The sequence below is a fragment of the Peribacillus sp. FSL E2-0159 genome, from assembly GCF_038643155.1.
Classification (GTDB): Bacteria; Bacillota; Bacilli; order Bacillales; family DSM-1321; genus Peribacillus; species Peribacillus simplex.
On the sequence record NZ_CP152053.1, the window covers coordinates 214437 to 235321 of the forward strand.

The window sequence follows — 20885 nt, forward strand, 5'->3', positions numbered from 1 at the left end:
GAGGTGATTGGAGAGGAAGGTACGAGACTCCTGCGGCAAAAGCGTGTCAAGGGGAGACCCCCACAGGCGGAAGCCGAGGAGGCTCCACGACCGCCCGCGGAAAGCGAGTGCCTGGAGCGGAAACCAACATCCCAATTGTACAAGCGATAAAAAAAGCTGAGGCGTAATGCCTCAGCTTTTTTATATATTAGAAGTTGGATGAAATGGATTTTTGATTGGATAATCCTGATTTTTTAACGATTTCATCACTCTCTTTTTCACCTTTAATATTATCGGATTTCAATGATTGTGATGGTGTTTCTTTTAGTTGTTTACCGGCAACGACCACTTTTGAACTGATGTCTTTCAATTCACTTGTTGCGTCCTTAGCTGTACCAAGGGCATCAGTGGAGATATCCTTTACTTCGGATACTTTACCCACCACGTCTTCATTGACGGTTTCATATAGTGTTTCAACGTCATTGATTGCCTCTTTAATTGTCTCGGTTGCCCCTTTGACACCTGATACCATCTGTTCCTTCATTTCGCCGGGATTTTCCTTTACCTGTTCAATCATATTCATGGAGTTGTCTTTTAAAAGGACGGCTGAACGCTTTACTTTATTTCTTGTGTTGGAGTCAAGCAAGGTCAACGCACCACCAACAAGCCCCCCGATTAGAATTCCTTTTAGAAGTTTGCTATTCGTTTGAGTTTCGATAGTTGATTGAGTCATTTATATTTCCTCCTTTAGAATAGTAGATTGTTTGCTTACTTTGGGTTTTCCCTTATTTACCATAAGTTAAACTGGAAATAATAAACTGTCATGGGATTGACATAATAAATAAAACAATAGTAATCTACATATAGTTAAATGACTGAACTACTTTTTGGGAGGTGCAACGATGAATAATGAAAAAGTTTCTGGCTTGATTGATCGATATATGAAGGTTTCCTTCCATGTCAATAAGATGGGGGAGCTTTTAATAAAAGATCAGATTTGTGATGTGCTGACGAACGAACAATACTATACTTTACGATTCATTCAACAACAGCGGTTGTGTACATCGACGGAAATCAGTGATGCCTTTTATATTAATAAGAGTGCCGTCACGTCCAACATCAATAGGCTGGAAGGCAAAGGATTGATAGAACGGGAACAGGACCTGGTTGACCGAAGGGTCTTTCACTTGAAGCTTTCCAAAGAGGGGGAAGCATTGTTACAGGAAACGGAAAATAAGATTCATAAATTGGTAGAGAGCATCATGACGAAATTCGATTATGAAGAGATTGTTAAATTCCTTGATACATATGAGAAGCTTTCACAAATTTTCATTCAAATGAAGAATGAGAAATGGGAGGGAATATAAATGAGGGGGATCATAAAGGGAAGATGGCTGGTCATTATCGCTTGGGTTGCAATTACGGCAGGTTTATTGTTTACGGCACCGAATATGGCGGACCTTGTCCGGAATAAGGGACAGCTGGATGTACCGGCAGAGTATTCCTCTGGGATGGCCAATGAGCTATTGAAAGAGATCCAGGATGAGGATGAGTCACAAGTGGCTCTCGTATTTCATGGTGATAATAAGTTGTCTTCCTCGGAATTGAAAGAGATTGAGGTAGCGACCCAAAAGCTTGAAAAGAATAAAACAGAGCTTGGCATCAAAGAGATCATGACCCATTTTAAAGAGCCCTCGCTAAAAGGTCAGTTGGTCTCGGAGAATGAATCAACAGTTTTGACATCCATTACGATGGTCAAGGGGGACCGGGAAGCAAAGGAAGTGATCGATGCCCTTTATAAAGAGTTGGAACAAGTGGATGTCGAGCATTATTACACAAGCAGCTGGATGATCGATGAAGATCTTAATACCAATTCCCAAGAGGGGCTGAAGAAAACTGAAGGCATCACGGTTGTCTTCATTCTGGCTGTATTGCTGATAGTCTTCCGTTCAGTGATGACACCGATCATTCCGTTAGTAACAGTCGGTTTCACTTATTTATGTTCACAATCCATCGTCGCATTCCTGGTGGATAAATGGGACTTTCCGATTTCGTCTTACACCCAAATATTCCTGGTAGGTATTTTATTTGGAATCGGGACTGATTATTGCATCCTGCTTCTTAGTCGTTTCAAGGAGGAGCTATCGTCAGAGGTGTCCTTATCTGAAGCCATCGTGGAGACATACCGAACCGCCGGTAAGACGGTTTTCTACAGTGGGCTGACCGTAATGATTGGCTTTGCGGCAATTGGTTTTTCTACTTTTAAGCTCTATCAATCCGCGGCGGCCGTTGCCATAGGGGTTTTCATTTTAATGATCGCCCTTTATACAATCGTTCCATTTTTCATGGCGGTTCTTGGCAAGAAGCTATTCTGGCCGGCAAAAGGCAAGCTTGCGCATAGTGAAAGTAAACTATGGGGAATTTTGGGCAACTTCTCTTTGAACCACCCATTGTTGGCGCTAATGATCGTTGCAATCGTCTGTGTTCCCTTTTTGTTTATGTATGATGGGAAGATTTCTTATAACTCCCTTGAAGAAGCGGGTGATGACGTTCCTTCCATCATGGCATTTAATATCATTTCCGATGAATTCGGCCCGGGACAATCCATGCCAACACAGATTGTCATAAAAAATGACGAACGTATGGATTCGGAAGATTACGTCGCACTTGCTGAAAAAATCAGCCAGGAAGTCGTCAAGGTGGATGAAGTCGATGTAGTTCGATCCATGACTCGCCCGACAGGTGAACCCATTAAGGACTTATTTGTCTCCAACCAAGCCGAAACTTTGGAAAAGGGAATCGGGGAAGGAAATGAAGGCATTAAACAAATCAGTGATGGATTAAAAACGGCAGGCAGTGAGCTTTCCGATTCAGGACCGCGCTTGAAGCAAGCGACGGACGGAATAGGGGGTCTCATTTCCGGGACCAATGAATTAAAGAGCGGCGTAGGTCAGGTGGAGAAGGCGTTAACAAGCATTGAAGCAGGCATTCGCGATGGGTCTTCAGGAACTGGGGATATAAAAAACGGACTGAATGAGGTCAAGGCAAACATGGAGAAGCTCGCCACCGGAAGCGGACAGCTCCTCGAAGGGTATAAACAATCAGCTAATGGGTTAAGTGAGCTCACAGGCGGATACAAAGAGATTCAAACTAACCTTACGGGCGTATCACAAAGCCTTTCTGGTTTAAATCCTTCCTTTGAGCAAATCGAAGCCACGCATCCAGAATTACAGACGGATGAGTCCTATCAAACGATCAAACAAACAGTACAAGGGGCACAGGGTGGTTTGGAGCCCATGGCAGCAGGCCTTTCCGAGCTCAATAGGAATCTTGGTTCAGTGTCCGGCGGTTTGAATACGGCGAATCAAAATATGGCAGAGATCGTAAAGGGTCAAACTTCTCTTGGGGAGGGCCTGAACCAATTGATTTCAGGTGTTGACACTTTACAAAAAGGTCTAAGCACCATGGCCAATGGTCAGGGTGAAGTCATAAATAATCTGTCAGGATTTAAAGGAGGCCTTACTAGCTTAAGTAATGGGCAGCAAGAACTCCTAAATGGTTTTTCAAGCCTCGGCGGGCAACTTACTGATTTGACAGATGGGTTAAATGAAAGTGCGGATGGTCTGAATGAAGTCCATGATGGTCTATCGTCTGCACAGGGTTATTTATCAGGATTGGCAAAAACGGATAAAACGGTAACAGGTATGTACATTCCCAAAGAAGTAGTCGAAAGCGAAGAATTCGGGGAAGCATTGAACGCGTATTTATCTGAAGATGGTAAAATCATGACCATGGATGTGGTATTCAAGGCGAATCCATATTCTAATGAAGCAATCGAGCAAATCGATTCGATTGAGGCAACCGTTGAAAGAGTAACGAAAGATACAAAGCTTGAAAATGCGCAGGTGGCGATAGGGGGAATCACAAGTACACATCATGACTTGGGCACGATGTCTGAGGAGGATTTCTCACGGACGGTCGTTTTGATGCTGTCGGGTATCGCAATCATTCTCTTTTTCATGCTGCGATCTCTGGTCATGCCAGTCTATTTGATTGTGTCGCTCGTTTTGACTTATTATACAGCGGCAGCCATTACAGAGTTGATTTTTGTTAATATTCTCGGTTATGCCGGCATCGGCTGGGCAGTTCCTTTCTTTGCTTTCGTCATCTTGATTGCTCTAGGCATAGACTATAGCATTTTCTTGATGGATCGCTTTAACGAGTGGAAAGATAAACCGGTCAAGGAAGCGATGTACTTGTCCATGAGAAAAATGGGAACGGTGATCATCTCGGCGGCTGTCATTCTGGGCGGAACCTTTGCTGCCATGATGCCAGCAGGAGTTCTATCGCTCTTGGAAATAGCCACGTTAATATTGGTGGGGCTTGCTTTATATGCGTTTGTCATATTGCCATTGTTTATTCCGGTGATGGTTGCGACGTTTGGTAACGCGAACTGGTGGCCGTTTTTAAAAAATAAGGAATAAAAGGGAGTACCTCTTAAATTAAAGAAGGCATCCGAAATGGATGCCTTCTTTAATATTTCATCGTGACTGCTTTTATGAGGAACATAAAAGCTTATGTATTCCTTTTTGGCTAAACCGATTCATAATTGGGGGATTCTTGTTTTATATTTCGCGATGATCTTTTGATTGTGTTCATCTGCCCCTTCGATATTACTGCTTAGGAATACGGGAGGGGTCTCCCCTGATTCAATAATCGTTTGGATGACTTGCGTAAAAATCATATTGAGGAGAACGGCCCCGATCACGGTCGACCCAGAACCAAAAGATATATTATTTGATTTCAGTAATGTGTCACCTTTGGCAATGTGATTGTCTATGACCAAATCAACGACATCGTGGAGATAATGCTTCTGTTTATGCCTTGAAGGACAACTTTTTGCATACTCCGGTGATGTTAGTCCAATGACAAAGGCCCCTTTTTCTTTTGCGATCGTGGCGACATCTATGGGAACGGGATTTACGCCGGATGATGAAATGACGATACAGACATCACCAGGACGGATATCCTCATCTTGCATGAATTTCTCTGATAGGTCATTTTGCCGTTCGAGTTGGGAAGACCTTGAAGCACCCTTAAAAAGCATCAAATCTTCAACGAAAATAGGACGAATTGCGGCTAACCCACCTGCCCTGTAGAATACCTCTTCCGTCAAAATATGAGAGTGTCCGCTTCCGAATAGATGGATGATTCCATCTGACATCACTGCTTTTGAGATATGTTCCACAGATTCCTTAATTGATTGCTTTTCCTGTTCTCCTACAATTGTGAGTAAAGCCTGCACTTCTTCAAAGTATGAGTTCATATATGTGACACCCTCCGATTACCTTTGGCAATTATAAGACTATAGTGATGAAAATATTCAATTTTATCTGCTTATAGTGATAGTGAACTTATACCTGTCCGCACGATAAGCCGATTTAACATATTCAAGGGGAGTTCCATCTATTAGGAACGTATGCCTTTGAATGAATAATATGGGGGAGTGTTTTGGAATTGCTAAATGGGTGACTTCTAATTCAGAAGCAATCGATGATTCCAACGTTTGTGTAGCATAGTCTATTTTAAGTTTAATGTAATTCTCCACATATTGGTAAAGGGAAAGGTTTATGATTTCTTCCGTTAATCCTTTAATTAAATTGGCGGACATGTACACGGTCTCGAGCGCCATTGGAACATCATCAGCCAACCGAATGCGTTTTATTTCATAAACGGGAGCATAAATAGAAATGTTCAATTCACTGGCAATTTTCTTATCAGCCGGAATGATTTCAAAGCTCAGCAGCTTACTGCTTGGGTTTAATCCCCTGGCTTTCATGTCCTCGGTAAAACTGGTCAACCCATTGAGCTGCTGCTCCAATTTCTTATCGGCGACAAAAGTTCCCCTTCCTTTTTGACGATATAAGTATCCGTCATTCACCAAATTATTTATGGCTTGCCGGACGGTCATCCGGCTAATTTTGAATTGCTCGGCATATTCACGTTCAGATGGAAGGGCATCGTGCGCTTGGAACTCACCGTTTTCTATTTGTCTTTTTATTTGTTCTTCGATTTGAAAATAAATCGGAAGAGGTGAGTTTTTATCAATCATCGACTTTCGCTCCTTTTAGGGTATTATCACTCCGGATAACGCTTTTTGGTCTGCGATAATTGTAACACTATTATGTTTTTTAAGGATAGATGCAGGGAATTCCTCGGAAATGTCACCGTGTATTAATTTCTTCAAGGTTTCGGCTTTTTCATCACCAGATATCAGCAGCAGAATTTCCTTGCTTTTCATGATTGTTGAAATGCCCATCGTAACGGCATGTGTAGGAACTTCGTCAATGGAATCGAAATAACGTGCATTCGCTTGGCGCGTTGAATCTTCAAGTGTCACGACATGTGTACCGGATGTGAAGGAAGTTCCAGGTTCATTAAAACCAATATGGCCATTTTGCCCAATACCAAGTATCTGAAGATCGATCCCTCCTACGGAATCAATCATTTCGTCATACCGGTTACATTCTCCGTTGGTGTCGTCGGCTGTGCCATTTGGTAGGTGAGTGCGTTCTTTATTTATATTGATGTGAGTGAATAAGGAGTCATCCATATAATAATGGTAACTGTTTGGATCATTTGGTTTTAATCCGATATACTCATCGAGATTAAAAGACGTTACATTTTCATAAGAAGTATGATTACGCATGTGATCTTCAATCAAATTATCGTACATTCCTTTAGGGGTACCGCCTGTTGCAAGGCCCAATTTGATATTTGGATTTGCTTTGACTTTTCCGGTCACTATTTCTGCAGCTGTCCGGCTCATTTCCTTGTAGTCCTGCACTTGTATGATTTTCATTATACATTCTCCTTTTTAAAAGCTAAATTTCCTCTGCAGAACGTCATTTCAACGTCCAAGCGGTCATTCAATATTACAAGATCGGCGTCTTTGCCGACCTGGATGCTTCCTTTTCTGTCAAAAATCCGAAGCTGTTTGGCAGGGTTTTCTGCCGTCATTTTTATAATGTCAGTCATGGAACAATCGGTATATTCCAGTGTGTTCTTGATGGCATCATTCATTTTCAATATACTGCCTGCCAGTGTACCGTTTGAAAGCGTTGCTTTCGTTTCGTTAACATACACAGGCTGACCACCTAAATCATAGGTTCCCTTTTCAAGCCATTTGGCACGAAGCGAGTCCGTTATCAAGATCATGCGTTCACTGGTAATCTGGTTATATGCCAGCTTCACCATTTCCGGCCTGCAGTGAATGCCGTCAGCAATAAGTTCAACATATAGCTCGTCTCGAAGATAAGCAGCTCCCAAAACACCAGGTTCGCGGTGATGGAGTCCCCGCATTCCATTATAAAGATGTGTCACGTGGGTAGTCCCAGCCTGGATAGCCTCATTTATTTGGTCATATGTTGCATCTGAATGTCCAATGGAAGCGACTACGCCAGTTCCCCTTAAGTGAGCGGCAAGGTCTAATCCGTTTGGTTGTTCAGGAGCAAGCGTTACAAGCTTGATTTGATTTTCGGCCATTTCCTGCCACCTTTTAAATAGAGTGACATCAGGATCAACGATATAATCCTCAGGCTGTGCTCCTTTACGGGCCGGTGAAATGAAAGGACCTTCTAAGTGGATCCCAACTATTTCAGCGTGTTCTTGAGTTTGATTTTCGATATATTTACCAGCATTAAGAAGTGCTGATTCAATGGCTTCGGTAGATTGAGTCATTGTAGTGGCCAGAAAGCTGGTGGTTCCTTCGTTGGGAAGAGTCTCTGCCATTGTGGATAATGCTTCATGTGTGGCATCCATTGCATCGGAATTGGATGCTCCGTGAATATGAATGTCGATAGCACCGGGAATTAACTGATAATCCGGTGAAAGAGTAATTACCTTGGCATCATCATCCTGTTTGTATTGGCTGACTGGACCAACTTCGGCAATTTTTCCATCCACGACTTTAATATACCCATTTTTGTATGTTTCCTTTTCGCCATGAACTATTAGATTATTAATAATGAATGTTTTCATACATAATCTCCTTTATGAAAGTAAAACTTAATGAATGAGTCATCATGAAATGGTCTCATATATTTTGCACTCATTTTATCGTTTTTATTAGAAGTTGTCTAGACCAGTTAAGGGGTATCAGGAATAAAAAAGATATATTTGCTTTGTTTTCGAAGAATATAGTATATTTTCAAGTAAATTGGTATAGACATCTATATATTTTCTGTGCTAGTATAAGCCAAAGAAATGTTATTATATTGATAAAATGAAAACGCTTTATACGTCTTTTCGTTCTGCTGAATTAAAAGAAGTTAGGAACAAGGGAGATGAGTTCGATGTTAAATTTTTTACAAAAGATAGGGAAAGCTTTAATGTTACCGATTGCCGTTTTGCCAGCAGCGGCTTTATTGCTTCGTTTAGGGCAACCGGATTTACTTGATATTCCATTTATGGCTGCCTCGGGACAAGCGATTTTTGATAACCTTGCCATATTGTTCGCTTTAGGTATAGCGATTGGATTATCTAAAGATGGAAGCGGTGCAGCGGCATTAGCAGGTCTTGTTGGTTACTTTGTTTTAACTAATGGTACACAAGCGATTAATAAAGATATCAACATGGCTGTTTTAGGCGGTATTATATCGGGTATAGTTGCAGCTCTTCTATATAATAGATACTCCGACATAAGACTCCCTGAATGGCTTGGATTCTTTTCAGGGAAACGATTCGTCCCGATCATCACTTCGCTTGCGATGATTATACTTGCAGGAATATTCGGTTTTGTTTGGCCTCCGATTCAAGATGTAATCAATAGTGTCGGAGACTGGATTACAGGTGCAGGGGCATTGGGTGCCGGCGTATTCGGCGTATTGAATCGTTTATTGCTTCCAGTAGGATTGCATCATGTCTTGAATAGTATGGTTTGGTTCGTTTTTGGTGAATACAATGGAGCGACAGGTGATATAAATCGTTTCTTCGCAGGGGACCCGACTGCTGGGCCATTCATGACCGGGTTTTTCCCAATCATGATGTTCGGCCTTCCAGCTGCAGCATTAGCGATGATTGCAGCTGCTAAGAAAGAGAAACGTAAATTGGTGACGGGGATGCTTGTTGGGTTAGCTTTCACTTCTTTCCTTACAGGAATCACTGAACCTATTGAATTTCTGTTCATGTTCATCGCACCGGTGTTATATGTAATACATGCCCTTTTAACCGGGGTATCTTTGGCACTAGCCGTTATATTGGACATCCATCATGGATTTGGATTCTCCGCAGGAGCCATTGATTATTTCTTGAACTTTGGCATAGCGCAAAAACCTCTATGGTTAATACCTATTGGCTTAGTATACGCGGCAGTTTACTTCGTGATTTTCTATTTTGTCATCAAGATCATGGATTTAAAAACACCTGGCCGTGAAGACGATGAGGAAGTTGTGGAAGAAGAAACTATTGTGAAAACAGGGGATAAATATACCGATATGGGATCGCTTTTCATTCAAGATCTTGGCGGTAAAGAGAATATAATGCTAATTGATAACTGTGCAACACGCTTACGTTTACAAGTGGCCGATTCAGGAAATGTGAATGAAGCAGCCTTAAAAAGGCATGGTGCGCGCGGTGTCATGAAGTTGAATAAATCGAGTGTGCAGGTCATTGTTGGAACGAATGTTGAATTCGTTGCAAATGCGATGAAACAACTTGTCAAGAATGGCGTTAACCCAAGCCAAGTGAAAACAAGTCCATCTGCGCAAGTGGCAGAGGATAGAATGGAAGAAAACCAAGTTTTGGGTGCAAATGACTTTGTCCTTCCAATTGAAGGAAACGTTTTACCGATAGATCAAGTTCCGGATCAAGTGTTTGCTATGAAAATGATGGGGGATGGCTTTGCTATCGAGCCAGTCAACGGAAAACTAGTATCCCCAATCGATGGGGAAGTCCTAAGTATCTTCCCGACAAATCATGCACTTGGATTGAAAATGGATAATGGTCTGGAAATTCTGATCCATGTTGGCTTAGATACAGTTAAATTAAATGGCGAAGGGTTTACATCTCTTGTGCAAGAAGGTCAAAGAGTAACAAAAGGAACACCTCTTTTGGAAATTGATTTAGATTTCATAAAAAAGAATGCACCATCAACGGTCACTCCTATTATATTCACTAACTTACCAGAAGGAACGGCAGTGAAATTGCAAAAGTCAGGGATCCAGAAACAAAATACACCAGATATCATCCAGTTGGAAAAACTATAAATTTGTAAAAAAAGGGGTGTCGATATGTCGACACCCCTTTTTTTAATTGGATGAAACGGCTTCTTTGTATACTTCTTGCTGTGATAAATTGTCATAACCAAAACAAACGGGTGCACCATTGGCAGGATCTATCATGACTCTTGCATGAATACGAAAGACTTCTTCTAAAACGGCAGGTGTAATGATTTCGCCCGGGGTACCGATTTTAACGATTTCTCCTTCCATCATTCTGAACGATATTATGATTTCACTCTCCCTGTTGTGGTCAGTGAGTTACCTGTAAGACCAGACGGAAGTCCATGGCCTTCGCATGGAGGAGCGGAAAAATTTCTGAAATTCATATCTGCCAAGGGGATTGTATTTGAGCTGCCATCGAATTCTTTGATTTTGATTAGGAAAGGGAGTGTCAAGGTGGACTTTTTGGAATGTAAAGGGGAAGTTGCGCTTGTAACGGGAGGTGTTATTGGAGGTGCCGTTGTTCAGGCTTTAGCCAAGCTTGGGGGCGGCCATTGATTATAATGCCGAACAGCTTGATAAATATGTAAGTGAATTAAAGTCTCAAGGCCTGGAGGTATATGCCTTTCCAGCAGACGTGAGCGACAGTAATGCAATCGATTGCATAGTTGATCAAAATGAGAATGAAATTGGTCCAATAGAGACACTGGTCAATATTGCCGGAGTGTAATGGGAAGAAGTACAAACCAAGAAAGGCAAATAACAAATATTGTTCTTTGGATTGCAGCAACAAGGGGAGGAAAAACCGTAAAAGATCATATCGTGTTGACTAGTATGAGGAATTTCCATCTGGTTAATTCATTTCCTTGTCTTGAGGCCATATATGATAAAAAAAAGAGCCTGTTCGATTGGAAACAGGCTCTACATAGTATATTAGGTCTTATGACTCAGAGAAAAAGAGTATTATGCATTCGAGCATACGGTGGTTATTTCTGATGCATCGACAATACGCTGAACCTCTGATCCCTCGAGTGTCTCTTTTTTCAATAACTCTTCAACGAGCTCTTCATATTGTAAGCGATTCGAATCAATCAACATTTCCGTTTCAGAAATCGCTTTCGTGAATAATTCCTGCATCTTTTGCTCCTTCTCACCTTTATTAAAGGTGAGGGTAAATCCATCTTGAAGCATTCCGGTATCGACCATTTGTTCAAGCAGGTGCTTCGCCTGTTGTACATCTCCGCCTACACCGATGCTATGTTCTCCTAAATACATTCTTTCCGCCACGCCACCTGCTAAGATCATTTTGACTTGATCAAGCAATTCACTGGCTGTTGCCAGATGGAGTTCTTTTGGTATTGGCGCTACATATCCAAGGGCTTCCCCACGCGGAATAATGGTCGCCTTTCGAACGGAACCGGGCTTTGTCAAAGCTGCAATCAGGGCATGTCCACTTTCATGAATGGCCACGCGCCGCTTCGTATCCACATCATTCAAGGTACGTGATGTCGCTCCAAGTATCGTACGGTCAATGGCGTAATCAAGATCCTGTTTACGAATCATATCCTGTTCATTCCTAAGGGCATGACGTGAGGCAGTATCGAACAGGGAGCTTAAGTCAGCACCGGAGAAACCGGATGTACTTTCAGCCAACTCATCCAGGGAAGCAAGGACATCTGTCGCCAGACGCTTTCCCTTCGTATGGATATCGATGATTTCCTTTCTTCCTTGTGTATCTGGAAGTGGAACTTGGAAAGAAAAATCGATCCTGCCCGGACGTAGAAATGCCTCATCGAGCATATCTTTCCGGTTGGTCGCTGCAATGAATAAAATGCCTTCATTTGGATGGCCTCCATCCAATTGCACAAGCAGTTCAGTTAACGTTTTTTCGCCTTCTTCCCCGCCATGAGCTTTCCTTTTACCAGCCAACGCGTCCACTTCATCGATGAAAATGACAGCTGGCGATTGCTTACGTGCATTTTGAAAAAGGCTGCGGACACGGGCTGCACCGACTCCAACAAACATTTCGTTGAAGGCTGAACCGCTCGTTGAGAAGAAGTTTGCACCAAGCTCTTTTGCAATTGCCTGTGCAAGCAGCGTTTTCCCCGTACCAGGGGGGCCATATAATAAAATGCCTTGAGGCGGCTTAATTCCAATTTTAGCTGAACGTTCAGGTTCCTTCAGTGTAGTGAGTGTCTGTAGGATTTCCTGTTTGATTTCGGATTGCAAACCGCCTACATCATCCAAAGTTATCTCTGGCAGGGGTTTTGGGGTGGAAAGGCTTTGTTTTTTACTGCCGACCCGCAATCCATTCTTTGATTTTTTCTGTATTATGACAGCGGTTGTGACGAGAGCCGCCATTAATCCGCCTAAAATCCATAATGCAGATTTATTAGTTGATGAAAAAGAATATTGAACGTTATAAGTTTCGACAAGTTTATTGATCATTTGACTGTTGGGAGGAATATTGGAAACATATTCTCCATCTGGCGTGGAGATGTGAAGAGTGCCATTTCTTTTTTCTTCTATGGTGACAAGGGCTCCATTTTGGGCTTTAATCGTCTTTTCTACCGAAGAAAAGGGAATGACCATATCCTTTGACTGAGTAACAACATACCAACTGACTCCAGCAATTATCACAATGAGAGCCGTAAGGAACGGCAGCAATTTCGAAACTAATTTAGAGTTCGAGTTCAATTTTTCATCTCCTTTTAAGAGTATATATCCAGTATAAAATTTTTAAACATGTAATCTATAGGTCTTTATACCTTAAATTAAAGGTAAATAATGTGAAATGCAAGAAATCATACTTATTATGGAAGTTTAAAGAGTCCGGAATTTAGAGATATTTAATCTAACCAGCATATTAGACTTTTTAAAAGCGAAATGCTAAAGTGAAATGGTCTAAGTCATGAAAAAATAAAATGGTAGAAGAGTGTGAAGTTCTATGAGTAAATTTATAAAAGACTATATGATTACGATGAAGGATATCGTTAGAGAAGGGGATCCCATTCTGCGTCAGGTAACGGATGAAGTTAGCCTGCCGATTTCAGATGAAGATCGTGAAACGTTGGAATGCATGATGCAATACCTGAAAAACAGCCAGGACCCAAAACTCCAAAAGAAGTTCAACTTGCGTGAAGGAGTTGGGTTGTCTGCAAATCAGATAGGCTTGAATAAACGCATGTTCGTCATGTATTTTCCCGACGAAAATGGGAAGCTGTTTGAATATGCCCTTGTGAATCCGAAAATCATCAGTCATTCGGCCACAATGATTTATTTACCGCAAAGTGAAGGCTGCCTTTCTGTCGACCGTGATATTAAAGGTTATGTACCGCGTTATGAACGGGTTAAAATTAAAGCGGTGGATGGTAATGGTGAGGAAATAGTGATGCGGCTGAAGGGCTTTGCCGCAATCGTGTTTCAACATGAGTTAGATCATTTAAACGGGATGATGTTTTATGACCGGATCAACACCGAAAACCCTTTCAAGCTTCCGGAAAACGTGGAAGTGAAAAGTCTGTAAGGCCAGAAAAGGCAAAGCGCCATGCTTTGCCTTTTTACTGTTTTATGGCTGAGGAAGCATATCCTCTTCCATATGCTTCCTCAAATCACTGAATATGGCCATGCTCATTTGCTGGTACCCTTCTGAAGTGAGGTGGATGCCATCATCGCTAATCAAGCGATCCAAGTCGCCAGAAGATTTAATATAGGAACGGACATCAATCAGAGGCACCTTTAGCTCCAATGCAAGGTTTTTCAATTGACGATTATACATCCCATGCCAATGTTCAATACCACCGACATGGGAAACGAAATGCCCTATCGAATGACCGAACTTATCAGCGATAGATCTGTAATACCTGGCAGGATCAAGTGGCGGGAGAGTTAAAAGAAAAGGTGTTACATGCTTGTCCTGAACCTGCTTGACAAGTTGTGTGATATTTTCCAGATAGCGTTCGATTGGAACGATAGGCTCATGGTCGCCTTCTGGATTCTTGGCCACTTCATCCCAATGGAAGTTACAGTCATTTCCACCGACCTCTATTAATACGATATCGGGATTTTCCGACATGACGTCTTTCTCGATCCTGCTAACCAACAGGTCGGAGTTGTCATTGAAAACCCCTTTATTCAAAACTTCCACGAATGGCAAAGATTCTGTTAGTTTAGCTAGAGAGTTTGGATAATTATCTTTAATGATGCGAAGGCGCCCCTTAACATAAGAAATGCCTCTGGTTAAACTGTCTCCAAAACATACGATCTTCAAACTTCTCACCTCGGTATGTGAATGTGTTACTTATATTTTAGTAGTGGAATGATTTTTCGGCAATCTTAACCTCCTTTATAGAAGGGAGATGACAATAACAAAAAGCGCTGGAAGATCAGCGCTTTTTGTTTATTGCAATGATTCCTTTTTTGAAGATGTTTCCACTCTTGTTTTTCCCATGAAGAACACAGTAATTGCTGCAAGACCGATCGGAATGAGAGCCAAGGTGAATATTAATGAAATCGAATCGGACATCGCATGAACGATTTTATCCAGGATAAAGTCCGGAATCTCCGCACGTGCTTCCGATTGGAAGAGCTGACGTGGGTCCTCCATCAATCCGGCTGTATCAGGACTTCCTTGCATTCCTTTAAATGCGGAAGTCATTTTACTTGTGAATACATTGGTTTGAATCGCTCCATAAATCGTTACACCGAGTGTCATCCCAAAAGAACGGAGGAATGAGTTTGTTGAGTTGGCCGACCCCCGGAATCTAGGTTCCAAGTTGTGAATGGACGCAATAGGCAAAAGGGAGAAGGAAAAGCCCATGCCAAATCCAGTCAGAATCATATACAAAGTTAATAAAGTCCTGCTGGTATCAGGCGTGATGGTCCCTAATAGAAGCATTCCTGCAAAATAACAGATGACGGAAATCGTCATTAAGTTGCGAAAGCTTGTCTTTGTATTGAATATCCCGCCAACTGCACTGCCGAATACAGAACCAAGCATCATGGGAGTGAGGATCAATCCGGCATTTGTTGCGGAACCGCCGTAAACTGCCTGCACGAAAATCGGGATATAGACGGTTAAAATAATGAATGTACCGCCATAAAGAATGGCTAAGATCTGAGAAGTGGCAAATAATCGCCTTTTAAACAGCCATAATGAAATGATTGGATCTTTTGCTCTTTTTTCGAAAAAGAAAAATGAAACGAAGAAAACCACAAAACTGGCAAACAGACCTATGATAGGAGAGGAACTCCAGCCATACTCGCCGCCCAGTTCGAGAGCGAACATTAAGCTGATAACGGCAATGACGAGAGTTGCTGCGCCACCCCAATCAATTTTTTGCTCTTGGGTGTTGGGTGACTCCTTGTAATAATTCCAGATGAAAAATAAAGAAATGATCCCAATCGGAACATTGACGTAGAAAATCCAGTGCCAGCTGGAGTATTCAGTAATATAAGCACCTAAAAGTGGTCCCAATACGCTTGAGGCCCCAAATACAGCGCCGAAAAGGCCAGTTAATTTTCCGCGTTTTTCAGGTGGGAAAATATCAAAAATGATCGTAAAGGCTATAGGCATCAAAGCGCCTCCGCCTATCCCTTGGATTGCACGGAAGATACTTAACTGCACTATGCTCTGAGCCATACCACATAATGCCGAACCGATTAAAAAGACTATAAGTCCAAAAATAAAAAACCTCTTTCTTCCATACATATCGGAAAGCTTACCGAATATAGGCATACTTGCCATCGTGGCGACCATATAGGCAGATGTCACCCACACAAACTTATCAAATCCTCCTAAATCGGAAACGATCGTTCCCATTGCAGTCGCAACAATCGTATTATCCATTGCTGACATCAAGATACCCAATAGTAAACCGGCAACAATGAATTTTTGTTTTTTTTGAACGTTCATTTATTTTCCTCCTTCGTATCAACCAACTCATGAATTTCCTTTACATGGTTGAAGGGTAAACGTTAAGATGAAACAAAACATTTATCTCGAAAATCAAGATAAATTTAAGTGTAAAAGGGGTGGCATTTTATGTCAAGCGATAATAGGGTGAATGCAGCTCTGTTAGAGAGTTTAACACGCAGTTTGCAGCGGTATGGAATGAGATCCGTTTTATTTCAACAAAATATGGCCCTAAAAATAGGGGTTTCCCATACGGACTTAAAGAGTGCTGAAATATTGAATGAAACAGGACCGATAACCGCTGGTGAATTATCCAAAATTACAGGATTGAGCACGGGCTCGGTTACTGCACTGATCAATCGGCTTGAGAAATCCGGTTATGTTAAAAGAGAACGAGATCAATTGGACGGAAGACGGGTAATGATCGCACCGATACCCGAAAGACAGGAACAGATTAAGTCGCACTATCAATCGCTCTCTGTGGCCACAAAAGATTTATGCTCCGCTTATAATGTGCAAGAACTAATTTTGATCAATCAATTTGTTGAGGATATCACAAAAATAATGGATAAAGAAAATGACAAGTTAATGAGTGAGCGTGAAAGGTAGCTGATATGCAGGCTGCCTTTTTTATTTTTAGCCAGCTGACAGCTCCTTATCCTACGAAAGCAAAAGGGATAGAGTTGTTTTTATGAATAATGTCACGTTTTCATTAAAATATATATTGATAATGATTTTCATTATCTGCTAATATGAATCTACAAATCATTTCAAAGGGAGAATACAATATGAAGAAAGCAAAGGCGTCATTAGCAGTCTTACTATCAACCAGTCTATTATTTGGCTGTGCGCAGGAAAAGGAAGGAACTAAGCCGGCAGATGATAACGCCAAAGAGGCAAGTGCTAGTAAGCTTGATGATGTATCCAGCGAGTACCGGGAATATGCGATTGGTGAAATAGAAGAGTTTGTAGACGCAACGGAAGAATTCACTACGGCCGTATCTGCCGGTGATATTGAAAAGGCGAAGGAATTATACGCACCAGCCCGCATGCATTATGAGAGAGCGGAACCCATCGCTGAAGTATTTGGGGATCTTGATCCCAAAATCGATGCGCGTGAAGGGGATGTCAAAGATGCGGAATGGGGCGGTTACCACCGGATTGAAATGGGGTTATGGCAAGAAAATACAACGAAGGGATACGAAAAGTATGCAGGTCAATTAATGAGTGACGTCAATTTGCTTCGTGCCAAAGTTGAAACGGTAGAGGTAACACCTGATTTGTTGATCACGGGTGCTGTTGATTTATTGAATGAGGTTTCCACCAGTAAAGTGACAGGAGAAGAGGACAGATACTCTCATACCGATTTATATGATTTCGTGGCAAATGTTGAAGGTGCAGAAAAGATCTATGAACTGCTTACTCCAGCTCTAAAAGAAAAGGATGCGAAGCTTGCTGCGGAAATCCAAAAACGTTTTGACGATGTATACGGCTTGCTTGAAAAGCATAAGGAAGGGAATGGCTACATCTCATATACGGATTTAAAGGAATCTGAAGTCAAAGAGTTAAGTCAAGCAATTGATGCATTGGCTGAACCACTTTCGCAAATAGGGATTGTAACGGAGGAATCTTAATTGAAAGAACATACGCCGAAAGATGAAACCGGGATTTTTACAAAAAAGGTGAGTCGTCGAAACATGTTGAAAACGGCAGGAGTCGGTGGAATCGGAGTCGTGATAGGAGCATCCGGATTTGGTGGGCTTCTGACACTTTCTGAACAAAAGGCGAAGGGACAAACTAAGGATATTGTTCCTTTTTATGGAGCGCACCAAGCTGGTATCACTACTGAAGCGCAAGATAACCTTTACTTCGCATCATTAGAAGTAACCACGGATAAAAGGTCAGACTTAATCCAGTTATTTAAGGACTGGACAGAGGCTGCGGCTCAGATGACCGCGGGGAATTTGATTGGTGATACATCACTTAATACGAATATGCCTCCAAAGGATACAGGGGAAGCGAAAGAATTATCACCTTCCAATTTAACGATCACTTTTGGAGTGGGTCCGACCCTGTTTTCGAAGGATGGAAAAGATCGATTTGGTTTGAAATCGAAAAGACCTGCTGAATTAAAGGACCTGCCCCAATTCCCTTTAGATGCTTTAGAAGAAGAATGGAGCGGTGGGGATATTTGTATTCAAGCATGTGCAGATGATCTTCAAGTGGCTTTTCATGCCGTCCGGAACTTAGTGAGGATCGGCAGAGGGAAAGCGATCATTCATTGGGCACAAACAGGTTTTCAACGGACTAAGCAAGCCGATTCACAAAAAACGACACCGCGGAACTTATTCGGGTTTAAGGATGGGACGGTCAATCCGGATACGAATGATAACAAGGAAATGAATGAGCATGTTTGGGTGAAGGCTGGGGACGGTCCTGACTGGCTTGTTGGAGGCAGTTATATGGTGGTGCGCCGAATCCAGATGTACATTGAGGTTTGGGACCGGACAATATTGAAGGAACAAGAAAATACGTTTGGCCGTCATCGTGACAGCGGAGCTCCACTAGGGATGAAGAATGAGTTCGATACCGTGGATTTCGAAGCTAAAGACCCGAATGGAAACCGGATCATTCCAGAAGATTCGCATATGAGTCTCTCCAGGGGGGACGGAAAAGCAAAGATATTGCGGCGTCCCTATTCATATGCAGATGGAATGGATCCTAAAACAGGGAGCTTCAATGCGGGCTTGCTATTCATTTGTTTTCAGCGAAACCCAAGTAAACAATTCATTCCAATACAAGAGCGACTAGCGAAAAATGATAAGCTCAACGAATATATCGTTCACAGAGGCAGTGCCATGTTCGCTTGTTTACCAGGTGTGAAAAAGGGTGGCTATATTGGGGATTCACTTTTTGGATAAATATAATTTTAAATGAGGACGTGAAAATCGCCAGCATGGATCTTATCCGGGTTGGCGATTTTAGTTCGTGAATAAGGAGGGACCAGTATGACCGTTTCTAAATGGAAGAGTGGGATATTGGTTTTAATAGTCAGTCTTTTGTTTCTTTCATCTGCTGTAAGGATTGCTTCGGCGGGTGAAAACCATGATCAGCTTTTTGTTTATATTGGCGATAGCCTAATGAAGGTAAAATCCGGAGACCTTGAGGAAGTATCGAAAAATATCGATCTATTCGAGAAAGATTGGAAAACGATTAAAACGGGCAGCGAAAGTGCGAGGAAAGTCGACGAGCGACTATCTGCCGTAAAAACTGCTGTGAGCGGCCAAGCCTCCACAGATGAAATCAAAAAGCGATTATCGGCATTATCGAGTACTCTTGTTATTTATGATACTGACGAAAACCCTGTTGACAAGACGGACTATAAAGAACGGTTAGAAGCGATACTTCCTTTAATAGATGAGTTGGACGCTTCGATAACTGAAAGTGACTTTGATCAAGCTAAAGTTCAATATACCAACCTGTTGGATCAATGGACCGATGCAGAGGTCATTGTCAGGGAGAAAAGTGTAGCTGCATATGGTGAAATTGAAACGAAAATGGCCTTTGTACGAATAGCGGTTACCCAAGACCCGCCTGATCCGGAAAAAGCCCAAAAAAATCTAACTGAATTGAAAGGTCTAATCGAGGATTTCCTTGCTGGTAAAGTTAAAGAAGGAAGTCAGAAGAATACCTATTCACTTGGGGATGTAACGCAACTCTTACAAGGAAGTGCAACGGATATTGAAAAGGGTGACTTCGATTCCGCCGTTGAACAGCTAAATGAAATTTTAACAATTTGGCCTAATGTCGAAGGGGAGGTTTCCACAAGGGACAGCAAGCTTTACAGCGATATGGAAACGAAAGTCCCTACCGCAATCAGCCTATTGCAGTCGAAAAAGGTAAAGACGGAGGAAGCGAAGGGAATCGTATCCAATTTAAACACAAGGTTACTCCCTTTAATTGAAGATACGGGTTATACAACATGGGATGCCGCGCTGATCCTTTTACGGGAAGGGTTAGAAGCACTCTTGATTGTAGCTACTTTATTGTCTTTCCTAAAGAAAATCGGGCAAGCGGACAAACAAAAATGGATTTGGACAGGGGTTGGTGCGGGTTTAGTTGCCAGTTCCATATTGGCGGTCATAATCAATATCGTTTTCTCTCAGATCACGGCTGCGTCAAGCCGGGAATATATTGAGGGAATCACTGGGATAATAGCCGTATTGATGATGTTGACAATTGGTCTTTGGCTTCATAGTAAATCGAATGTCCATGCATGGAACCGGTATATCGACAAGCAAATGAACCAAGCCATTGCGACGGGAAGCATCATCTCTTTCGCTTTAATCAGTTTTCTATCCATATTCCGTGAAGGTGCCGAGACCATTATCTTTTATGCAGGAATGGCTCCTTATATGGAATTAAAGCAGCTGCTGAGCGGGATTTTTCTTGCCTTCCTCATATTGGTGATAATAGGTTTCGTCATGCTGCGGTACAGTGTGAAATTACCAATGACCCTATTCTTTAAAGTGGCAACGATACTCATATATGCCTTGGCTTTCAAGATTCTTGGAGTCTCCATCCATTCGCTTCAGGTATCGCAAATGATACAGACAAATACGATCAGCTCCTTCCCGTTTATAGAAACGATAGGTCTTTATCCAACAATGGAAACGCTGGTACCGCAAGCTGTATTAATTTTGCTGATTGCATTGGCCACCATTTGGGTCAAAAAGAGTAATTCCTTACGTGTAACCGAATAATAAAATGGG

General features: G+C 42.0%; 17 protein-coding genes and 2 pseudogenes. 10 read left to right on the forward strand and 9 right to left on the reverse strand.

Annotated features, from left to right (window positions below; translation table 11 throughout):
• Window positions 1-187: 187 nt before the first annotated feature.
• Window positions 188-712 (reverse strand): YtxH domain-containing protein, encoded by a 525-nt coding sequence (locus tag NYE63_RS01210; protein WP_342603777.1) that lies wholly within the window; start codon window positions 710-712, stop codon window positions 188-190.
• A gap of 169 nt (window positions 713-881) precedes the next feature.
• Between NYE63_RS01210 and NYE63_RS01215 the strand changes: the two genes are divergently transcribed.
• Together NYE63_RS01215 and NYE63_RS01220 are read left to right on the forward strand one after the other, a co-directional pair.
• The gene (locus NYE63_RS01215) at window positions 882-1346 is read left to right on the forward strand and encodes a MarR family transcriptional regulator (RefSeq protein ID WP_342603778.1); all 465 of its coding nucleotides are present in this window, start codon (window positions 882-884) and stop codon (window positions 1344-1346) included.
• Window positions 1347-4463 (forward strand): MMPL family transporter, encoded by a 3117-nt coding sequence (locus NYE63_RS01220; RefSeq protein ID WP_342603779.1) that lies wholly within the window; start codon window positions 1347-1349, stop codon window positions 4461-4463. It abuts the gene before it with no gap.
• A gap of 119 nt (window positions 4464-4582) precedes the next feature.
• On the opposite strand, the gene NYE63_RS01225 is transcribed toward NYE63_RS01220, so the two are convergent.
• The 4 genes from NYE63_RS01225 to nagA form a co-directional block, all read right to left on the reverse strand.
• A complete protein-coding gene (locus NYE63_RS01225) occupies window positions 4583-5305 on the reverse strand; it encodes an SIS domain-containing protein (protein WP_342603780.1) in 723 nt (240 codons plus the stop codon).
• Window positions 5306-5368: 63 nt separating this feature from the next.
• Window positions 5369-6091, reverse strand: a complete 723-nt coding sequence (locus NYE63_RS01230) for a GntR family transcriptional regulator (RefSeq protein ID WP_342603781.1) — start codon at window positions 6089-6091, stop codon at window positions 5369-5371.
• 15 nt (window positions 6092-6106) lie between these two features.
• Window positions 6107-6841, reverse strand: a complete 735-nt coding sequence (gene nagB / locus NYE63_RS01235) for a glucosamine-6-phosphate deaminase (protein ID WP_342603782.1) — start codon at window positions 6839-6841, stop codon at window positions 6107-6109.
• On the reverse strand, window positions 6841-8019 hold the full coding sequence (nagA, locus tag NYE63_RS01240; protein ID WP_342603783.1) for an N-acetylglucosamine-6-phosphate deacetylase: 1179 nt from the start codon (window positions 8017-8019) through the stop codon (window positions 6841-6843). The genes nagB and nagA overlap by 1 nt, the downstream gene beginning before the upstream one ends.
• A 314-nt stretch (window positions 8020-8333) precedes the next feature.
• Between nagA and nagE the strand changes: the two genes are divergently transcribed.
• The gene (nagE, locus tag NYE63_RS01245) at window positions 8334-10244 is read left to right on the forward strand and encodes an N-acetylglucosamine-specific PTS transporter subunit IIBC (protein ID WP_342603784.1); all 1911 of its coding nucleotides are present in this window, start codon (window positions 8334-8336) and stop codon (window positions 10242-10244) included.
• A 42-nt stretch (window positions 10245-10286) separates the two neighbouring features.
• Here the strand turns inward: nagE and NYE63_RS01250 are convergent.
• Window positions 10287-10502 (reverse strand): annotated as a pseudogene (locus NYE63_RS01250) (ABC transporter ATP-binding protein); the annotation flags it as partial.
• Between NYE63_RS01250 and NYE63_RS01255 the strand changes: the two are divergent.
• Both NYE63_RS01255 and NYE63_RS01260 read left to right on the forward strand, forming a co-directional pair.
• A pseudogene (locus NYE63_RS01255) lies at window positions 10479-10586 on the forward strand (alpha/beta hydrolase); the annotation flags it as partial. The pseudogenes NYE63_RS01250 and NYE63_RS01255 overlap by 24 nt on opposite strands.
• Before the next feature lie 154 nt (window positions 10587-10740).
• Entirely contained in the window at window positions 10741-10929 is a 189-nt protein-coding gene (locus NYE63_RS01260; protein WP_342603785.1) for an SDR family NAD(P)-dependent oxidoreductase, read from the forward strand.
• A 233-nt stretch (window positions 10930-11162) separates the two neighbouring features.
• Here NYE63_RS01260 and NYE63_RS01265 read toward each other — a convergent pair whose 3' ends face one another.
• Window positions 11163-12896, reverse strand: a complete 1734-nt coding sequence (locus tag NYE63_RS01265) for an AAA family ATPase (RefSeq protein WP_342603786.1) — start codon at window positions 12894-12896, stop codon at window positions 11163-11165.
• A gap of 250 nt (window positions 12897-13146) precedes the next feature.
• Between NYE63_RS01265 and def the strand changes: the two genes are divergently transcribed.
• Window positions 13147-13725, forward strand: a complete 579-nt coding sequence (gene def, locus NYE63_RS01270) for a peptide deformylase (protein ID WP_342603787.1) — start codon at window positions 13147-13149, stop codon at window positions 13723-13725.
• 42 nt (window positions 13726-13767) lie between these two features.
• Here the strand turns inward: def and NYE63_RS01275 are convergent, their stop codons facing one another.
• Both NYE63_RS01275 and NYE63_RS01280 read right to left on the reverse strand, forming a co-directional pair.
• The gene (locus NYE63_RS01275; RefSeq protein ID WP_342603788.1) at window positions 13768-14469 is read right to left on the reverse strand and encodes an SGNH/GDSL hydrolase family protein; all 702 of its coding nucleotides are present in this window, start codon (window positions 14467-14469) and stop codon (window positions 13768-13770) included.
• A 129-nt stretch (window positions 14470-14598) separates the two neighbouring features.
• On the reverse strand, window positions 14599-16113 hold the full coding sequence (locus NYE63_RS01280) for an MDR family MFS transporter (protein WP_342603789.1): 1515 nt from the start codon (window positions 16111-16113) through the stop codon (window positions 14599-14601).
• 129 nt (window positions 16114-16242) lie between these two features.
• Here NYE63_RS01280 and NYE63_RS01285 point away from each other — a divergent pair, with 129 nt between their 5' ends.
• The 4 genes from NYE63_RS01285 (at window position 16243) to NYE63_RS01300 (ending at window position 20876) form a co-directional block, all read left to right on the forward strand.
• Window positions 16243-16722: a MarR family transcriptional regulator gene (locus NYE63_RS01285; RefSeq protein WP_342603790.1), complete on the forward strand. Its 480-nt coding sequence runs from the start codon at window positions 16243-16245 to the stop codon at window positions 16720-16722.
• A gap of 179 nt (window positions 16723-16901) precedes the next feature.
• A complete protein-coding gene (gene efeO, locus NYE63_RS01290; RefSeq protein ID WP_342603791.1) occupies window positions 16902-17747 on the forward strand; it encodes an iron uptake system protein EfeO in 846 nt (281 codons plus the stop codon).
• Window positions 17748-19034, forward strand: coding sequence for an iron uptake transporter deferrochelatase/peroxidase subunit (gene efeB, locus NYE63_RS01295; RefSeq protein ID WP_342603792.1), 1287 nt, complete (start codon window positions 17748-17750; stop codon window positions 19032-19034). It begins immediately after the preceding gene.
• An 87-nt stretch (window positions 19035-19121) separates the two neighbouring features.
• On the forward strand, window positions 19122-20876 hold the full coding sequence (locus NYE63_RS01300; protein ID WP_342603793.1) for an FTR1 family protein: 1755 nt from the start codon (window positions 19122-19124) through the stop codon (window positions 20874-20876).
• Window positions 20877-20885 lie beyond the last annotated feature (9 nt).

Coding starts and splice junctions, on each gene's coding strand:
- NYE63_RS01210 (WP_342603777.1), bottom strand. CDS start 712: ATGACTCAATCAACTATCGAAACTCAAACGAATAGCAAACTTCTAAAA.
- NYE63_RS01215 (WP_342603778.1), top strand. CDS start 882: ATGAATAATGAAAAAGTTTCTGGCTTGATTGATCGATATATGAAGGTT.
- NYE63_RS01220 (WP_342603779.1), top strand. CDS start 1,347: ATGAGGGGGATCATAAAGGGAAGATGGCTGGTCATTATCGCTTGGGTT.
- NYE63_RS01225 (WP_342603780.1), bottom strand. CDS start 5,305: ATGAACTCATACTTTGAAGAAGTGCAGGCTTTACTCACAATTGTAGGA.
- NYE63_RS01230 (WP_342603781.1), bottom strand. CDS start 6,091: ATGATTGATAAAAACTCACCTCTTCCGATTTATTTTCAAATCGAAGAA.
- nagB (WP_342603782.1), bottom strand. CDS start 6,841: ATGAAAATCATACAAGTGCAGGACTACAAGGAAATGAGCCGGACAGCT.
- nagA (WP_342603783.1), bottom strand. CDS start 8,019: ATGAAAACATTCATTATTAATAATCTAATAGTTCATGGCGAAAAGGAA.
- nagE (WP_342603784.1), top strand. CDS start 8,334: ATGTTAAATTTTTTACAAAAGATAGGGAAAGCTTTAATGTTACCGATT.
- def (WP_342603787.1), top strand. CDS start 13,147: ATGAGTAAATTTATAAAAGACTATATGATTACGATGAAGGATATCGTT.
- NYE63_RS01280 (WP_342603789.1), bottom strand. CDS start 16,113: ATGAACGTTCAAAAAAAACAAAAATTCATTGTTGCCGGTTTACTATTG.
- NYE63_RS01285 (WP_342603790.1), top strand. CDS start 16,243: ATGTCAAGCGATAATAGGGTGAATGCAGCTCTGTTAGAGAGTTTAACA.
- efeO (WP_342603791.1), top strand. CDS start 16,902: ATGAAGAAAGCAAAGGCGTCATTAGCAGTCTTACTATCAACCAGTCTA.
- NYE63_RS01300 (WP_342603793.1), top strand. CDS start 19,122: ATGACCGTTTCTAAATGGAAGAGTGGGATATTGGTTTTAATAGTCAGT.